12 protein-coding genes are annotated in these 14,937 nt (G+C 38.1%); 7 read left to right on the forward strand and 5 right to left on the reverse strand.

Going from position 1 to position 14,937, the window contains the following annotated elements; translation table 11 throughout:
• Nucleotides 1–3: 3 nt before the first annotated feature.
• The 5 genes from BI291_RS06940 to BI291_RS06960 are packed head-to-tail and all read right to left on the reverse strand — an operon-like array spanning nt 4 to nt 5,735.
• Nucleotides 4–1,038 (reverse strand): XrtA/PEP-CTERM system-associated ATPase, encoded by a 1,035-nt coding sequence (locus BI291_RS06940; protein ID WP_074497598.1) that lies wholly within the window; start codon nt 1,036–1,038, stop codon nt 4–6.
• Nucleotides 1,039–1,043: 5 nt separating this feature from the next.
• Nucleotides 1,044–2,636 (reverse strand): TIGR03016 family PEP-CTERM system-associated outer membrane protein, encoded by a 1,593-nt coding sequence (locus tag BI291_RS06945; RefSeq protein ID WP_074497601.1) that lies wholly within the window; start codon nt 2,634–2,636, stop codon nt 1,044–1,046.
• A complete protein-coding gene (locus BI291_RS06950) occupies nt 2,599–3,471 on the reverse strand; it encodes an XrtA-associated tyrosine autokinase (protein ID WP_074497604.1) in 873 nt (290 codons plus the stop codon). Before BI291_RS06950 ends, BI291_RS06945 begins: the two co-directional genes overlap by 38 nt.
• 1 nt (nt 3,472) lies before the next feature.
• A complete protein-coding gene (locus BI291_RS06955) occupies nt 3,473–5,053 on the reverse strand; it encodes an XrtA system polysaccharide chain length determinant (RefSeq protein WP_074497608.1) in 1,581 nt (526 codons plus the stop codon).
• Nucleotides 5,054–5,099: 46 nt separating this feature from the next.
• On the reverse strand, nt 5,100–5,735 hold the full coding sequence (locus tag BI291_RS06960; RefSeq protein ID WP_074497612.1) for an XrtA/PEP-CTERM system exopolysaccharide export protein: 636 nt from the start codon (nt 5,733–5,735) through the stop codon (nt 5,100–5,102).
• Nucleotides 5,736–5,979: 244 nt separating this feature from the next.
• On the opposite strand from BI291_RS06960, the gene BI291_RS06965 reads away from it, so the two are divergent.
• Genes BI291_RS06965 through BI291_RS06995 form a run of 7 tightly spaced genes read left to right on the forward strand, consistent with a single transcriptional unit; the run spans nt 5,980 to nt 14,936 of the window.
• Nucleotides 5,980–7,386, forward strand: coding sequence for a TIGR03013 family XrtA/PEP-CTERM system glycosyltransferase (locus BI291_RS06965; RefSeq protein WP_074497615.1), 1,407 nt, complete (start codon nt 5,980–5,982; stop codon nt 7,384–7,386).
• 2 nt (nt 7,387–7,388) lie between these two features.
• A complete protein-coding gene (locus tag BI291_RS06970) occupies nt 7,389–8,240 on the forward strand; it encodes an XrtA system polysaccharide deacetylase (protein ID WP_254849543.1) in 852 nt (283 codons plus the stop codon).
• Between the two features lie 13 nt (nt 8,241–8,253).
• The gene (locus BI291_RS06975) at nt 8,254–9,288 is read left to right on the forward strand and encodes a FemAB family XrtA/PEP-CTERM system-associated protein (RefSeq protein ID WP_074497619.1); all 1,035 of its coding nucleotides are present in this window, start codon (nt 8,254–8,256) and stop codon (nt 9,286–9,288) included.
• Between the two features lie 6 nt (nt 9,289–9,294).
• On the forward strand, nt 9,295–10,494 hold the full coding sequence (locus BI291_RS06980; RefSeq protein WP_074497623.1) for a TIGR03087 family PEP-CTERM/XrtA system glycosyltransferase: 1,200 nt from the start codon (nt 9,295–9,297) through the stop codon (nt 10,492–10,494).
• 14 nt (nt 10,495–10,508) lie between these two features.
• Nucleotides 10,509–11,936 carry an exosortase A gene (xrtA, locus tag BI291_RS06985; RefSeq protein WP_074497627.1) on the forward strand — a complete coding sequence of 476 codons (1,428 nt, stop codon included), beginning with the start codon at nt 10,509–10,511 and terminating at the stop codon, nt 11,934–11,936.
• Nucleotides 11,933–13,030 carry a glycosyltransferase gene (locus tag BI291_RS06990; RefSeq protein WP_083601945.1) on the forward strand — a complete coding sequence of 366 codons (1,098 nt, stop codon included), beginning with the start codon at nt 11,933–11,935 and terminating at the stop codon, nt 13,028–13,030. The genes xrtA and BI291_RS06990 overlap by 4 nt, the downstream gene beginning before the upstream one ends.
• A gap of 16 nt (nt 13,031–13,046) precedes the next feature.
• Complete coding sequence (locus BI291_RS06995; RefSeq protein ID WP_074497631.1) at nt 13,047–14,936, forward strand: XrtA/PEP-CTERM system amidotransferase; 1,890 nt, start codon at nt 13,047–13,049, stop codon at nt 14,934–14,936.
• Nucleotide 14,937: the final 1 nt, after the last annotated feature.

Consider the following 14,937-nt stretch of genomic DNA (forward strand, 5'->3'; position numbering starts at 1 on the left):
TAATTACTTTTCCTCAGGGGTATTTGTTTCAGCATATTGTTTACTTTTTTGCTTTAACAGCTTATCAACATAACGGGCCATTTTTACTTTTTGCTTAATCGATGACTCTAAAATTTCTTCAACATCTCTAAGTACTTCTTTCATGTTTTCAACATTTTCTGTTGAATTGACGACAACTTGTTTGTTGGGCTCTTGGCTAGCAAGTGTTTTATTGTTTAACGAACCTGTTAACTCAACGTCCATTTCTTCGGCTACTGCTAAAATGGCAGCTGAGTTAATAACCTCAAGCTCTTCTAAAAAGCCAAATAACAAAAGACGGTCGACAAAAATGTTTATTTTACGGGGCACACCTAGCGTTTTTTCATGAATTAGTTCAAAGGCATCATCAGAGAACACATCATCTCGTTCACAGCCTGCTTGGTGAATACGGTGGTTAATATATTCTTTTACTTCTTCAACAGAAAGCGGTCTTAAATGTGCTGAGGCAATAATGCGTTGTCTAAATTGCTCCATATTAGGCGCTTGAATAATCGGTTTTAACTCTTCTTGACCTAATAAAAAGCTTTGTATTAACGGTTTGTTATCTAATTGAAAATTAGACAACATGCGTAGTTCTTCAACGGTTTCTGAAGGCAGGTTTTGTGCTTCATCAACAATTAGCAGTGCGCGTTTTCCTTGCTTATTCAATGAAATAAGAAACTCTTCAATCGATTGAATTAAGTCTGCTTTACTTTCGCCTTTTGCTTTAATTTGAAATTCAGATACCACAAGGGCAAGTAATTCGTGAGGATCTAATTTAGTAGTCACTAACTGCGCAGCAACAATGCTTTCATCACCGAGTTGATTTAATAAGTTTCGTGCAATCGTGGTTTTCCCTGTGCCAATAGGACCTGTGATCACAATAAAGCCTTCGCCTTGATCCAAGCCGTACTGTAAGTATGACAAGGCGCGTTGATGATGATTAGACGCAAAGAAAAAACGCGGATCAGGGCTTAACTGAAAGGGCTTTTCCGTAAACCCATAATGACTTTCGTACATGGTGGTTAAAAATCCTTGGTGATTTTTAAGGTCACTCGACCTTCTTCATAATTAAACTGGGATGTAGAGCTACGATTCAAATGACGTAAATCTACCGATAAATTTAACGTTTTATTGAGTGACTTATTATACCCTAGGGTGATAGTTCTGTATCTATCTTCACGCTCGTTATCACTATTTACTTGGAATTTACGCTCTGTATAAGAAGCCACAAACTTTACTGTAGAACGTCCACCAATTTTTCTAGACACCTCAAAAGATGTCGACAACGTTTCGTCGATTTCGCTTGTTTCTAAATTTTCTCTCTCATTTGCACGCAATGAAAAATTAAAAGTGGTTCTCGGCAATGCTAATGTTGACTGCCAACTTCCACCTTTATTTAAGGAAAATACGTTATCTTCAATTAATTCGTAATCAGATACATTAACGAGTTGATAGTCATCAAAAGAAATATCACCACTGCCAGGTAAGTAACAATTAGCGATTTCGGTGTTATCACCTTCTGGGCACCAAAAAAAGCCTAAGTTAATAAGGTTATAGTTATCTCGAGTAAAACTTTGTAATTGTTCTTGATAACTTATTGTGTTGGTTAACCTACGGTTGCTATGGGTTAGATTAAGCCCGTAACTATCACCATAAAAGCGTTGTGAATAATTCGCTGATAATTGTGTTCTAATGCTTGGCTGCCAATTAATGTTAGCGTCTATATATTCTTCTTGCTCGTTACCGTCAATATCGAGATCATCACCAATGGGGGTGTTGTATGAAAGATCGATGTTTAGTCTTGGGGTTGCTTCCCAGCGAAAACCTGCACCAACTGAATTTGATTCGTTAGTTCTACCTTGGTTTAAACTTCCTTTATTATCTTCATCGTAATAGCGAATAAAAGGGTTGAATTTCCAGCCGGTAATATAACCAATTTTTATCTCGGTTTGGTAAATACGGCTAGTAAGGTCATTATTTTCTTGCTCTTGATAGCTGCCATTAGCATTCCAAAAAATATGACGTGCAGAAGAACCATTTGACGTGATGATATTGCCAGAAAAACCATCCCGTTCTCCTATGCGATCTTCTGTTTCGCTAGTATTAGCTGCAAGTGAGCTACTTAGTGAAAAGTCGCTATTATTGACGTCGTAATTAATACCTGCATTGTAGCGTTCAACTTGAACAACATCACCAGAAACAATGTCTGCTAAGGAGTTTCTCGCGCCATTTTGAGCTTGATTAGTGATACTTGCACCACCAAAAACACTAAAACCACTTGAACCTAATCTTAGGTTTACATTTGAACTAAGTGAATGAAAGTCGTCATCTAAGTCATGATCATGGCTATACCAAACATTTGTACTGGTTGATTTAAAATCAAAATTCAATAATCGCGTTTTATACGTTGAATTTAGAGACACCGCAGCTTGGCTAACTAAACTCGATACTTCATTTGTTTGGTTAAGCTCTACATTGTCTGAGTATGTTTCATCAAGCGATAATGTTGGCGTAAACTGCCAGTCACCTGCAACACTCGGAAGTGCAGCAAGGCAAAGGGTTATCGCAACGGCGAGCTTATTCTTTTTCACCGTATCCGTAGCCATAATAGCCATACAAATCCTTATGAGATCTTATTGCTTTATTGAGTACTAGACCTACCGCTAAATCTTCATTTAGCGATTCAGTTGCTTCTTTAATGTTAGCAATGCTAGTTTTAGATTCTTCTACAACAATTAATGCTTGCCCCATGAGATTAGCAAGTACTAAGGTTTCAGTAACACCAACAAGTGGCGGGCAATCGAAAATAACGACGCGATCAGGGTAACGGTTTGCTAATTCATTCGCTAACGCTGCCATTTTTTCACTGGCAAGTAATTCATTTGATAAATGATGAGGGTTACCTGCTGGAATGATTTTGAGTTTGTCGATATTAGTATTAAAAATCACTTCACTAACGTCTTTATCTGGGTCTAATAAAAACTCTATGAGTCCTTCTGTTTGTTCTACACCTAACTCTCTATTGATACTTGGGCGTAATACGTCAGCATCAACCAGTAAAACAGTTTTATCTTGTTCTAATGCTATGCTTAACGCTAAATTAATGGCGACAAAAGTTTTACCTTCATTAGGTCTTGCACTACTAATCATAACAAGATTAGGGTGATTCAGCATTTTAGAAGCTACACCAAAAGCATTGTTTAATAGCTTACGTTTTATTTGACGAAACTCATCTTTAATACTTTTACGTGCGCCAGTATCAATTAAATAACCTTTGGTCGTAAGACCGCTTTTATCAATATTTAATAGGTTGGTCGTTGATACGCTCTTCGGTGCTGTTTTATCACCTGCTTTTTTTTCAGCTTCAACTTGCTCATTGGTAATATCTTGAGTGCTATTATCAAGTGCTTTGTCTTTTTTCTTCGCAAGTGCTTTTTCTATGGTACTCATGTTATAGCATTCCTTTTAACGGAGCCTGAATTTGCTCAGGAAACATCGCATATAAGATGAAAAGTATTAATAAACAAACCAATACTGAGTTAGAAGCAATAAAAATTAACGTTTTCTTCTTATTCCATTTTTGCAAGCCTAAGTTTTCTGTTGCAGAAACAATACCGAAAACAGGAATGCCTGTTTCACGCGTTACTTGATTACGTGATGTAACTACAGGGTTTATTTGACTTACTAATAAAGATAACCCTAACCCAACACCAAAGGCTAAAATTGTACTACCAATTAAAAACAGAATACGAGGCGGCCCGCTAGGGTCTTTTGGCGCTCTTGGTTGGTCAATCACACGAAAGTTTATTTTACTGGTGGTTTCATCAGCTTGTTTGGCTAGTTGTGCCGTTTCTTTCCGTTTTAATAACTCTTCGTATTTAGTTTTGGTGATTTCATAACCACGATTTAAACCAGTTAGTTGAGCTTCAATTTCAGGAAGAATATGTATTTTATTTTCTAAATCTTTTACTTCTTGTGCGTAATTATCTCGACGCACTTTTATTGAAGCAATTTGGTTTTCCAACTGGTTTATTTGAATTTGCAAATTTTGTATAACGGGGTTTTGCGATAAAGAAAGCGACGAAGAATCACTACGTGCTGTTAAATATTCATCTATTTCTTTTTTGCGTTGCTTATTTAAATGTGCAAGGCGATTTTGCACTTCTTTAACGTCTGGATGCTGCTCAGTATATTTGAGTAACAATGAATCTAACATTGACTCAAGTTCAACTATACGGTCATCGTAGCTAGTGTTTACGGTATTTGAATCAACAACCGCGTTAGAGCGATCAGTAGAGTCTGCTTTATTACTACCTAGCTGAGCTATTGCGTTTTTAAGCTGAGATTGCGTTTCAGAAAGAATGAGTTCGATTGATTTAAGGCTTTCCTTAGCGTTATTCAATTTACTGTAATACCCGCCATATTGGTTGGGTAATACTTCACTATATTTTTGTTTGAACTCTGTTAACTTTGCTTCATCAGCTAATAACCGATTTTCATATTCTTTAATTTGGGTATCTAAGAACTTCTGTGCGGTATCAGATTCGCTTCGATTCTCACCTAAGGTATTTTCGATAAAAACCGTTAACGCTGATTGCACAACATTTTTCGCCATCTCTGGATCTTTATCTTGATACGAGATAGTAAAATAGTTTTCACGCCCAGCTTTTCTGATTTCTATACCATTTTTTAATGTGTTTATAAGTGCTTCATATTGATCAGAAGTTTGTACTTGTACATCTAAATCAGTCATACGCGTGATACGCTCGAGGTTTTCTCGAGAAAGCAAGGTTCTTACCATGTAAGATATTTGCTTATCTGGATCCGTTTGTACGGTTAATCCACGTAAAAGTGGTCCTAAAATAGATTGAGTATCTGCATAGACTTTTGCCTCAGATTCGTAAACATCATCCATTTGAGAGATAATCACCCATGCGAGTGGGCATATCATCCAAGTCGCTACAATAATATAACGACGCTTTAGCCAAATTCCTTTTAAGTAATCTAAGGCTTGTTCTATAATTTCTTGCATTCCTGACCTCTGTACAACAGGTAACTAATTATCAAAAACGGTTCAGTTAAAACCAGGTTTCAGGGATGACAATAATATCGCCGGGCAATACATCAACGTTAGCTGATATTTCACCATTCTTAATTAAGTCTTCAATTTGAATTCGATACTGTTTTTGTTGACCGCTTTCAATGCGGACTAGTTTTGCATCGTTTCCGTCTGCAAACTCAGTTAAGCCACCCACTTGAATCATCACATCAAGTAAGGTCATATTCTTTTTATAGTTAACCGATTGCGGCTGCGTTGCTTCACCAATTACACGAATTTGTTCGCTAAATGGTCCAACAAAATTGTTTACAGTCACCGTAACAACGGGATCTCTCAAATAGGTTGAAAGAATTTCTTCGATAGAGCGGGCCAGTTCAGTTGGTGTTTTACCTGAAACCGGAATATCTTCCACTAACGAGGTAGTGATCATACCGTCTGGTCTCACAACAAATGAACCCGAAACTTCAGGGTTACGCCAAACAAAAATGTTTAGCACATCACCTGAACCAATAAGGTATTTATAAGAGGCTACGTCACTTGTTTCAGATTGATGTAATGTTGCAGGAGGGAGCGAAGTAGAGCTACATCCATTTAAAATATACATCGCACTTAATACTAATATTGCTTTTATTTTCACGAAGGCTTTGTTTTCCATGGCTTCAACCTTGAGTTAGGGTTAGTCGATACTTAAGTTAATTGCTAAGCTAACAGATTTTTAACACTTTTTACAGACTGTAAATTTAATTTTAACATCTGTCATAAAATAATGAATTTTGGTATATTCTCGTCTTCTATTGTATTTGTTGATTTTAATACAAAAGAAATTACATTGTTAATAACAAAAAACACAGATATTTTTAGCTATTTAAAGCGCTTTTTTCAGGGATTGTTTTTACTTTATGTCTAATAGTAATTTTCGTAATTTATCAACGGGAAGTAAATCATTAGTTATTATTGAACTAATACTTTTTGCTGGTGCTTTTCTCAGTGCTTATACGCTAAACCAGTACTTTTCTATCGTGAGTCACTATCCGTTAGAAAGTAATATCATGTTTATTTATGCCATTGTGTATGCACTCGTCATCCAACTTTCCTTTCTCGCATTAGGGCTTTATAACACCAAATTACGAGAAAGTTTTCGTGGTTTAGTTAGACGCATACTAATGTCAGTCGCCATTGGTTTTTTTGTGGTTACTTTGCTTAACCCTTTTTATCCTAATGGCGGCATTGCCACTGAATTATTAGCAATCGCGTCTATTATTAGTTTTATTTTTAGCTGTATTTTCCGTTATTACACCTTGAAGATAGACTTTTTTGGTCTAAATAAGCGCAAAGTGTTAGTACTTGGTGCAGGTGAAAGAGCTTCTATTATTGAAAAGCGTATGCGCCGTGATGTAGACAGGCAAGGTTTTTCTATGCATGGCTTTTTGGTCATGAATGGTGATGCTGATGTAAACGGTATCGTGAATGAAAATCGTATTGAGCTCGATGGTGCGTTAGTCACCTATGCTATAGAGCATGAAATTGATGAAATAGTGGTTGCTAGTGATGAGCGACGCGATAACTTGCCCGTTGACGAACTTTTTGCCTGTAAAATTCGCGGTATTGAAGTCACTGAAATTTTAGATTTTATTGAACGTGAAACGGGGCAAATAGCGGTAAATTTAATTTATCCAAGCTGGGTTATATATTCAAACGGCTTTGCCAGCAGCAACCATTTACGTAATACGTTAGATTGGGTATTTAATGCGAGTATTGCGTTTGTACTCTTCTTAATTACTTGGCCGGTTATGTTGATTACAACCTTATTGATAAAACTTGACGAAGGCTTTAAAGCACCTGTTTTTTACTTTCAAGAAAGAGTCGGTTTAGATGGCCAAGCATTTAAAATATACAAATTTAGAAGTATGCGTGTAGATGCTGAAAAAAATGGTGCGCAAATGGCATCAGAAAATGACGATAGAACGACACGTATTGGTAAATTTATTCGTAAATATCGTATCGATGAATTACCGCAAGTATATAATGTGATGCGTGGTGATATGGGCTTTGTAGGTCCTCGCCCTGAACGTCCTGAATTTGTGCAGCAATTAATTAAAACGATTCCTTATTATAATGAACGTCATAATGTAAAACCGGGCTTAACCGGTTGGGCACAATTAAAATATCCATATGGGTCTACGGAAGAAGATTCATTAGAAAAATTGAAATACGATCTTTATTACATTAAACATCGCAGTTTCATGTTAGATTTATTAATTTTAATCCGCACTGTGGAAATCGTATTGTTTGGAAAAGGCCGTTAATTTTGACACAACTTAACAATGTAAACGCGATGACGGTTGACGTAGAAGACTATTTTCATGTCTCTGCTTTTGAAAACATCATTACTAAAGATAACTGGTCGCAATATGAAATGCGGGTTGAACAAAATACCTTTAAATTATTGGAGTTATTTGCCAAGTATGATGCTAAATCTACATTTTTTACTTTGGGATGGGTTGCTGAACAATGCCCGAACCTGATTAAAGAAATAGTCGCACAAGGGCATGAACTGGCAAGTCATGGATATGCACACAAACGTGCATTAGAAATGACGAAAGAGGAATTTTTTCAAGACGTAGACCGTTCTAAAAAAGCATTAGAAGATATTTCGGGGACAGCAATTAAAGGCTATCGCGCGCCAAGTTTCTCAGTCAAAGACCAAAATACCTGGGTATACGATGTATTAGTTGAGCTTGGTTTTCAATACAGTTCAAGCACCTACCCCATTGAACATGATTTGTATGGCGTACCTGATTGGCCCAGGTTTATTTATCAGCGGCCTGAAGGTATTACGGAAATTCCTATTCCGACAATTCGACAAAATGGCGCCAATACAGGCATTGGCGGCGGCGGTTATTTCAGGCTTTATCCGTATTGGATGTCGAAAAAACGCATTGAAAAATATTTATCGGTAGAACAACAACCTTATAGTTTTTATTTCCACCCTTGGGAAATAGATGCGCAACAGCCCAAAGTGGCGGGCGCATCTTTTAAATCGAAAGTAAGGCACTACATTAATTTGTCACGTATGGCAGGTAAAATTGAGCGTCTTTTACAAGATTACCAGTGGGATACCATGGAAAATGTATATCTAAAAGGAAATCGCACTCAATAACGAGGATTGAAAATTGGTTGCACGCGTAATAACAATAACAGAGCAAGATTTTACCCGATGGGATAACTATGTAAGAGCGCATAAACAAGGCTCATTTTTTCATTTATCTGGTTGGATGTCAGTTATTTCGAAAAGCTTTAGCCATCCTTGCTATTACTTAATGGCGGAAGATGACAAGCAGGTATTAGGGATATTACCTTTAGTAGAAGTTAAAAGCGCATTATTTGGTCATGCGCTTATTTCAACACCTTTCTGTGTTTATGGCGGAGCAATTGCTGATAACGATGATGTGCTTCGTGAACTAGAGTCACATGCGAAACAGTTAAGTGAATCGCTACAGGTTGATTACCTTGAATTACGCTACCGTCATGCTCAAAACAATGGCTTATTACTGAAACAACAACACAGTACGTTTGGTTGTGAATTAGCGGAAGATAGCGAAAAAATACTTGCTAACGTGAAGAAAAAGCAACGTGCTGTTATTCGGCACTCATTAAAAAATGAATTGCAGCATCAGGTGACGCAAGATATTGATCAGTTTTATCAGCTGCTTTCAGAAAGTTATCGAAATCTTGGTACACCGATTTTCAGTAAACAGTACTTTGAACACTTAATAAATGAATTTTCCCAACATGCCGACATACTTATCGTAAGTGATAGTGAAGGTAATCCATCAAATGCAGTAATGAACTTTTACTTTAACGATCAAGTTTTACCTTATTACGGCGGGGGTAATAGTGCTGCTCGTGCCATTAAAAGTGCTGACTATATGTATTATCAAGTGATGTGTCATGCCAACGAAAATAAAGCGAGCAAATGGTATGACTTTGGCCGCAGTAAACATGATAGTGGCCCTTATAAATATAAGAAAAATTGGGGGATGGCGCCAGAGCCTCTCCATTATTATTATCACTTAGTTAATGCTAAAGAATTACCTAACTTAAGTCCTAATAATCCTAAATATAAAGTGTTTATTAATCTTTGGCAGAAGCTGCCGTTAAAGGTCAGCCAATATTTAGGCCCATTTCTTTCAAAATACTTAGGATAAGCAATTATGAACAAGGAACCGTTACTTTATCTTTGCCATCGTATTCCTTATCCGCCAAATAAAGGCGATAAGATCCGCTCGTTTAATATTTTAAAAAAATTGAGTGAAAGTTATGATGTGTACTTAGGCTGTTTTATTGATGACCCCTTCGATAAGCAATATGTATCGGCACTCAATAAGTATTGTGTAGATGTGTGTGCCATTGTTCAAAATAAAACCCTATCTAAAATTAAAGGGCTAAAAGCTTTTTTTACCGGGCAAGCCATTACATTACCTTATTATGCTGATACGGCCATGAAGCATTGGGTTAATCGCACTTTCCACCAACAAAACATTAAGAATATTTTTGTCTACTCGTCATCTATGGCGCAATATTGCCAAGATGATGCGTTTTCGTTAGCAACACGGGTGATTGACTTTGTTGACGTAGATTCCGACAAGTGGCGTCAATATGCTGAGAAAAAATCAGGAATTGCTAAGTGGGTTTTTCAACGGGAACATGAAAAGCTCGCACAATATGAAGCTGAAGTAACAGAAACGTTTACTCATAGTTTATTTGTATCACCTGACGAAGCGGCACTCTTTAAATCCCTGCAAGCCGAACATGTACAAAACAAAATACATGGTGTACTCAATGGCGTTGATGTCGAGTTTTTTGATCCAGAAGCTGAAATGGCTAATGAATCTTTACCAGAAGGTCCTTTCATTTCTTTTACAGGCGCAATGGATTATTGGGCGAATGTTGACTCAGTGCTGTGGTTTGCTGAACACGTGTGGCCAAAAATACAAGAACAAGCACCTCATTGTTTATTCTACATCGTTGGTGGTAACCCTTCCGCAGAAGTAGAAAAGCTTGCAGAGCAATCAGGTATTATTGTGACCGGACGAGTACATGATATTCGACCCTATATTGCTCACGCGGCGTGTGTCGTTGCACCGATGCAAATCGCTAGGGGCATACAAAATAAAGTATTAGAGGCGATGTCTTTAAATAAACCTATTGTTACTACAACGATGGGCATGGAAGGCATTAACGCGCCAAGTAATGAACATTTAGTTATTTCAGATGATCCCGTTGAGTTTACTAATGCATGTGTTAATTTCTTGGCGGATAAAGCCCAGCCGGCGAATAGACAGTGGGTGATTGATAACTTTACATGGCAAGCAACACTGGCAAATTTGCCAGACTATTTTAGCGGTAAGTAATTAGGACGAGAGAAATGCAAAGTAGAAATGCGAAGGTTTTGCTGAGTTTTAGTCTACTGATGTTATGTTGGGGTTGGCTTTTTGCTGACGCGTTAATGGGCATGGAAGCAATATGGCGACGTTCTGACACATTTGCACATGGCTATTTTATTTTACCGATTGCCATGTGGTTAGTATGGCGTAATAGAGCGCCTTTATTAACTGTTCCGTTAAGTACGAGTTGGCAAGCACTCGTTGTATTGTTAGGGTCTGTAGGTTTAGGGTTAATAGCTGCCGTAGCCGACGTTAATGTGGTCAGCCAACTTGCAGCGGTTGTTGCCTTAATTGCTATTTTCTGGTTAGTGATTGGTAATAAGTTAGCTCGTGTTTATAAGTTTCCACTGATTTACCTTTTATTTCTCGTGCCGATGGGAGAGAACTTGATCCCATGGCTGCAAGACGTAACGGCATGGTTTACCGTATTTTTTCTGCAGTTAACTGGCGTACCTGTATTTCGAGATGGTCTTTATATTCAAACGCCGTCTGGTCTTTTTGAAGTTGCTGTAGCTTGCTCAGGTATTCGTTATTTAATCGCCTCAGCAGCTGTTGGCGCTTTATTTGCTTACTTAAATTACACCAAACTTAAAAAACAAATTATTTTCTTCTTGTTCGCGTTGATCTTACCGATATTAGCGAATGGCATTCGTGCATATTTGATTGTGGCGATCGCCCATTATTCCGATATGAAATACGCTACAGGCGCCGATCATCTTGTGTATGGTTGGTTGTTCTTTGGTTTTGTCATCATGATGATGTTTTGGGTTGGCGGTAAATTTGTTGATGAAGAACAAAAAAATAAGACTGACTTGCCAACACAAACCGGTAGTTACCAAATGACAAGTATCATCAGTGCAAGTGTTTTGATGATCATTGCAGTTTTATTATTAAGACAAATTCCAGTGGCTGAAACACCAAACACCCCACAACCTATGCTAAATGGTACTGTTGTTAAGCAATCTAATTGGGGTATCACCTTTTCAAAACCCATTGCCCATTCGTTTATTACTGACGGCACGTTTGAAGTATTTGCCGCAAAATATGCCAATAAACAAACCGAAGGTGAGTTGATTTCATTCACTAATAAATTGCACGATGCAGAACGTTGGACTGTTATTGAACAGCAAGAAATTAAGAATGAACTAGGGCAATTGCAATTTGTGTTGTTACGTAACACCTCGGGCAAAACGCGTAGTTATGTTTACCAATATGTTATTGGTCAGTATTCAAGTGTGTCTTCAATGTGGGCGAAGTTGTATCAGGTAATGTCGTCGTTAACCGGTAGCGCTCATGTCAGTTATGTTATTGCAGTATCGTTAGCACCAAGCAATGAAACAGAGCAAGATAAGCAAAAACTGATCGAAAAACTGAGTGTCGAGAAAAGTCGCTTGGGATTGCCTTTGTGAGTAAACCAAAGATCATCGCGCATTTCATTTTACAGCTTGATATAGGCGGGCTAGAACGTGTCATGCTAAATTGCATTCGTCGGATGCAGCAACAAAGCGATGTTAAGCATGTCATTATCTCATTGACTACGGCGAATGACTTTTCTCAAGATGACCTGCGCGAAAAGGTGGCTGTTCATTGTTTAAATAAAAAAGCTGGCAACGACTGGAAGTTACATTTTCGCTTGTTTCAGCTATTAAAAGAAATTAAGCCTGATATCTTACATACCTACAACTTGTCGACTATTGAATATCACCCAATTGCGATGTTAGCGGGCGTGAAAGGCAGAATACATGCAGAGCACGGACGAGATATAAATGATCCAAAAGGTTTAAATAAAAAGCATAATTTTTTGCGAAAGCTGATGTCCTTTTTTATTCATCGATATGTTGCAGTCAGTGATGAATTGTTTCAATGGTTGAATACAACCGTGGGCATTTCAAAGACTAAAACGCAGTTGATCACAAACGGGATCAATACCGAGTTTTTCAATCTACCTAAACAACCTAGCGAAAATATACGTTTTGCTAATATAGCCCGTTTGTCACCGATTAAAGACCATAAAAACTTGCTACAAGCCTGCCAGTTACTTCAAAAAGAGCATGACGAAATGCCATGGACGCTGACAATCATTGGTGATGGACCGCTTCGTGAAGAGCTCGCCTTATTAACGCAAGAATATCAGCTTAACGAACGGGTAAATTTTCTTGGTGCACGTGATGATATTGCCGAGCTTTTAACGGAAGTTGATGTGTTTGTCTTATCATCAATTGCCGAAGGGATCCCCATGACTATTTTAGAAGCTATGTCAGCGTCAACCGCCATTATTGCAACGGAAGTTGGCGGTATACCTCAAGTCATTGAGCAGCACAAAGAAGGGATTCTCGTGGAAAAACAAGATGCAATCGCGCTTGCGCAAGCGATGGCGTTTTATCTAAAAAATGTAGAAAAAGCAAAAGAGCATGGGAAACAAGCACGCGATAAAGTGTTGAATTCATATAACGAACAACGCATGGTGAAAGATTATTTAGCATGCTACGAGCAGCTGCTATAGAAAAGGTAAACGAAGAATGTGTGGTATTACGGGTTATTTAAAATTAGATAAGCAAGCACAAGTTGATGATGCATTACTCGCTAAAATGAACCAAGCGCAGTTTCATCGTGGACCTGATGAAGGAGATCAATATGTTGACGAGTATGTTGGTCTAGCACACCGACGTTTATCGATTATTGATTTATCATCTGGCCAACAACCGATGAAGAGTAATTGTGGTGATTATGTTATTGTGTTTAATGGTGAAGTGTATAATTTCCTTGAAATAAGAGCACAACTCATCTCGCTTGGTTATACCTTTAATACGCATTCCGACACAGAAGTTATTTTAAATGCCTACATAGAGTGGGGGCCACAAAGCGTTGAACGACTTAACGGTATGTTTTCTTATGTGATCTGGCAAAAATCGACAAATGCTTTTTTTATCACCCGTGATCGCCTTGGTATTAAACCGCTTTTCTATACGGTGATTGATCAAGTTTTTTATTTTGCATCAGAGCTGAAAAGTTTAAAACTCATCCCTAATCTTGATAAAACAGTTGATGTAAAAGCGCTAGAGCAATACTTTGCATTTGGCTACGTTGCTGAACCAAGTACCATTTATCAATCTGTTCAAAAACTACAGCCTGGTCATACTATCTATTTTGAAACGCCGCAAAGCCCAATGAAGATTAATCAATATTGGGATGTGAGCTATGCCAAACAAACTGATCTATCTGAACAAGAATATATCGAACAAGCGGTGACGCAGTTAAAGAAATCTGTTGATAGTCATATGATGGCAGAAGTACCTTTAGGTTCGTTTTTATCAGGTGGGGTTGACTCAAGCGCTGTGGTAGCAATGATGTCGCAAGTCAGCGAACAAAAAGTAAAAACTTGTTCAATCGGTTTTGATGTAAAAGATTATAATGAAACTGATTTTGCGCGTATGGTTGCTAAGCGCTACAACACCGATCATCAAGAAAATATCGTAAAAAGTGATGATTTTGATCTGTTAGATATGTTGGCCGAGCTTTATGATGAACCCTACGCAGACAGCTCAGCAATGCCAACATATCGCGTATGTGAACTCGCTCGTAAAAAAGTCACCGTTTGTATGTCAGGTGATGGTGCTGATGAACTTTTAGCGGGCTATCGTCGCTACGCATTAATGATGAATGAACAAAAAGTTCGCGATAAAATACCAGCGGCAGTGCGTAAGGCCATTTTTAAACCATTAGGGAAGTTATACCCTAAGCTTGATTGGGCTCCGCGCTTTCTTCGGGCGAAAACCACTTTTCAATCGCTTGCCATGGATATTGTAGAAGGTTATTTCCATGGTGTTTCGATTATGAATGATGAACAACGTAAGGCGTTGTTTTCTCCACAAGTTCACGAACAATTAGCGGGCTATCATGCACTTGAAGTATTTAGAGAACATGAAGCTAATTTTGATGGTGATGACCCACTCTCTTTAATCCAATACCTAGATATTAAAACCTATTTAGTAGGGGATATTTTAACCAAAGTAGACCGCGCGAGTATGGCGCATAGTCTAGAGGTACGGGTACCCTTTTTAGATCACGAATTTGTCGAGTGGTCGGCGAAAGTTCCACCACGGATGCGATTAAAAGCAGGGCAAGGGAAATACGTGTTGAAAAAAGCCATGGAAGATCACTTGCCGCACGATGTACTGTATCGCAGTAAAATGGGGTTTAGAGTGCCTCTTACCGATTGGTTTAGAGGCCCGTTGAAGCAAAAACTAAGAGACGCATTATTAAGTGAAGAAATGCACGAATCAGGATTATTTAATATGGATACTATTCGTCAATGGATAGATGATCACCAGTCAGGCAGAAAAGAATACAGCGCTCCACTTTGGACCTTACTAATGTTTGCCTCTTTTTATCGTCAAGCAACGAGTTAAT

The organism is Thalassotalea sp. PP2-459 (assembly GCF_001913705.1).
Classification (GTDB): Bacteria; Pseudomonadota; Gammaproteobacteria; order Enterobacterales; family Alteromonadaceae; genus Thalassotalea_C; species Thalassotalea_C hakodatensis.

What these genes read in the sequence shown, in the direction of transcription:
- BI291_RS06950 (WP_074497604.1), bottom strand. Translation starts at nt 3,471, where the DNA reads ATGAGTACCATAGAAAAAGCACTTGCGAAGAAAAAAGACAAAGCACTT.
- xrtA (WP_074497627.1), top strand. Translation starts at nt 10,509, where the DNA reads ATGCAAAGTAGAAATGCGAAGGTTTTGCTGAGTTTTAGTCTACTGATG.
- BI291_RS06940 (WP_074497598.1), bottom strand. Translation starts at nt 1,038, where the DNA reads ATGTACGAAAGTCATTATGGGTTTACGGAAAAGCCCTTTCAGTTAAGC.
- BI291_RS06995 (WP_074497631.1), top strand. Translation starts at nt 13,047, where the DNA reads ATGTGTGGTATTACGGGTTATTTAAAATTAGATAAGCAAGCACAAGTT.
- BI291_RS06955 (WP_074497608.1), bottom strand. Translation starts at nt 5,053, where the DNA reads ATGCAAGAAATTATAGAACAAGCCTTAGATTACTTAAAAGGAATTTGG.
- BI291_RS06965 (WP_074497615.1), top strand. Translation starts at nt 5,980, where the DNA reads ATGTCTAATAGTAATTTTCGTAATTTATCAACGGGAAGTAAATCATTA.
- BI291_RS06945 (WP_074497601.1), bottom strand. Translation starts at nt 2,636, where the DNA reads ATGGCTATTATGGCTACGGATACGGTGAAAAAGAATAAGCTCGCCGTT.
- BI291_RS06960 (WP_074497612.1), bottom strand. Translation starts at nt 5,735, where the DNA reads ATGGAAAACAAAGCCTTCGTGAAAATAAAAGCAATATTAGTATTAAGT.
- BI291_RS06980 (WP_074497623.1), top strand. Translation starts at nt 9,295, where the DNA reads ATGAACAAGGAACCGTTACTTTATCTTTGCCATCGTATTCCTTATCCG.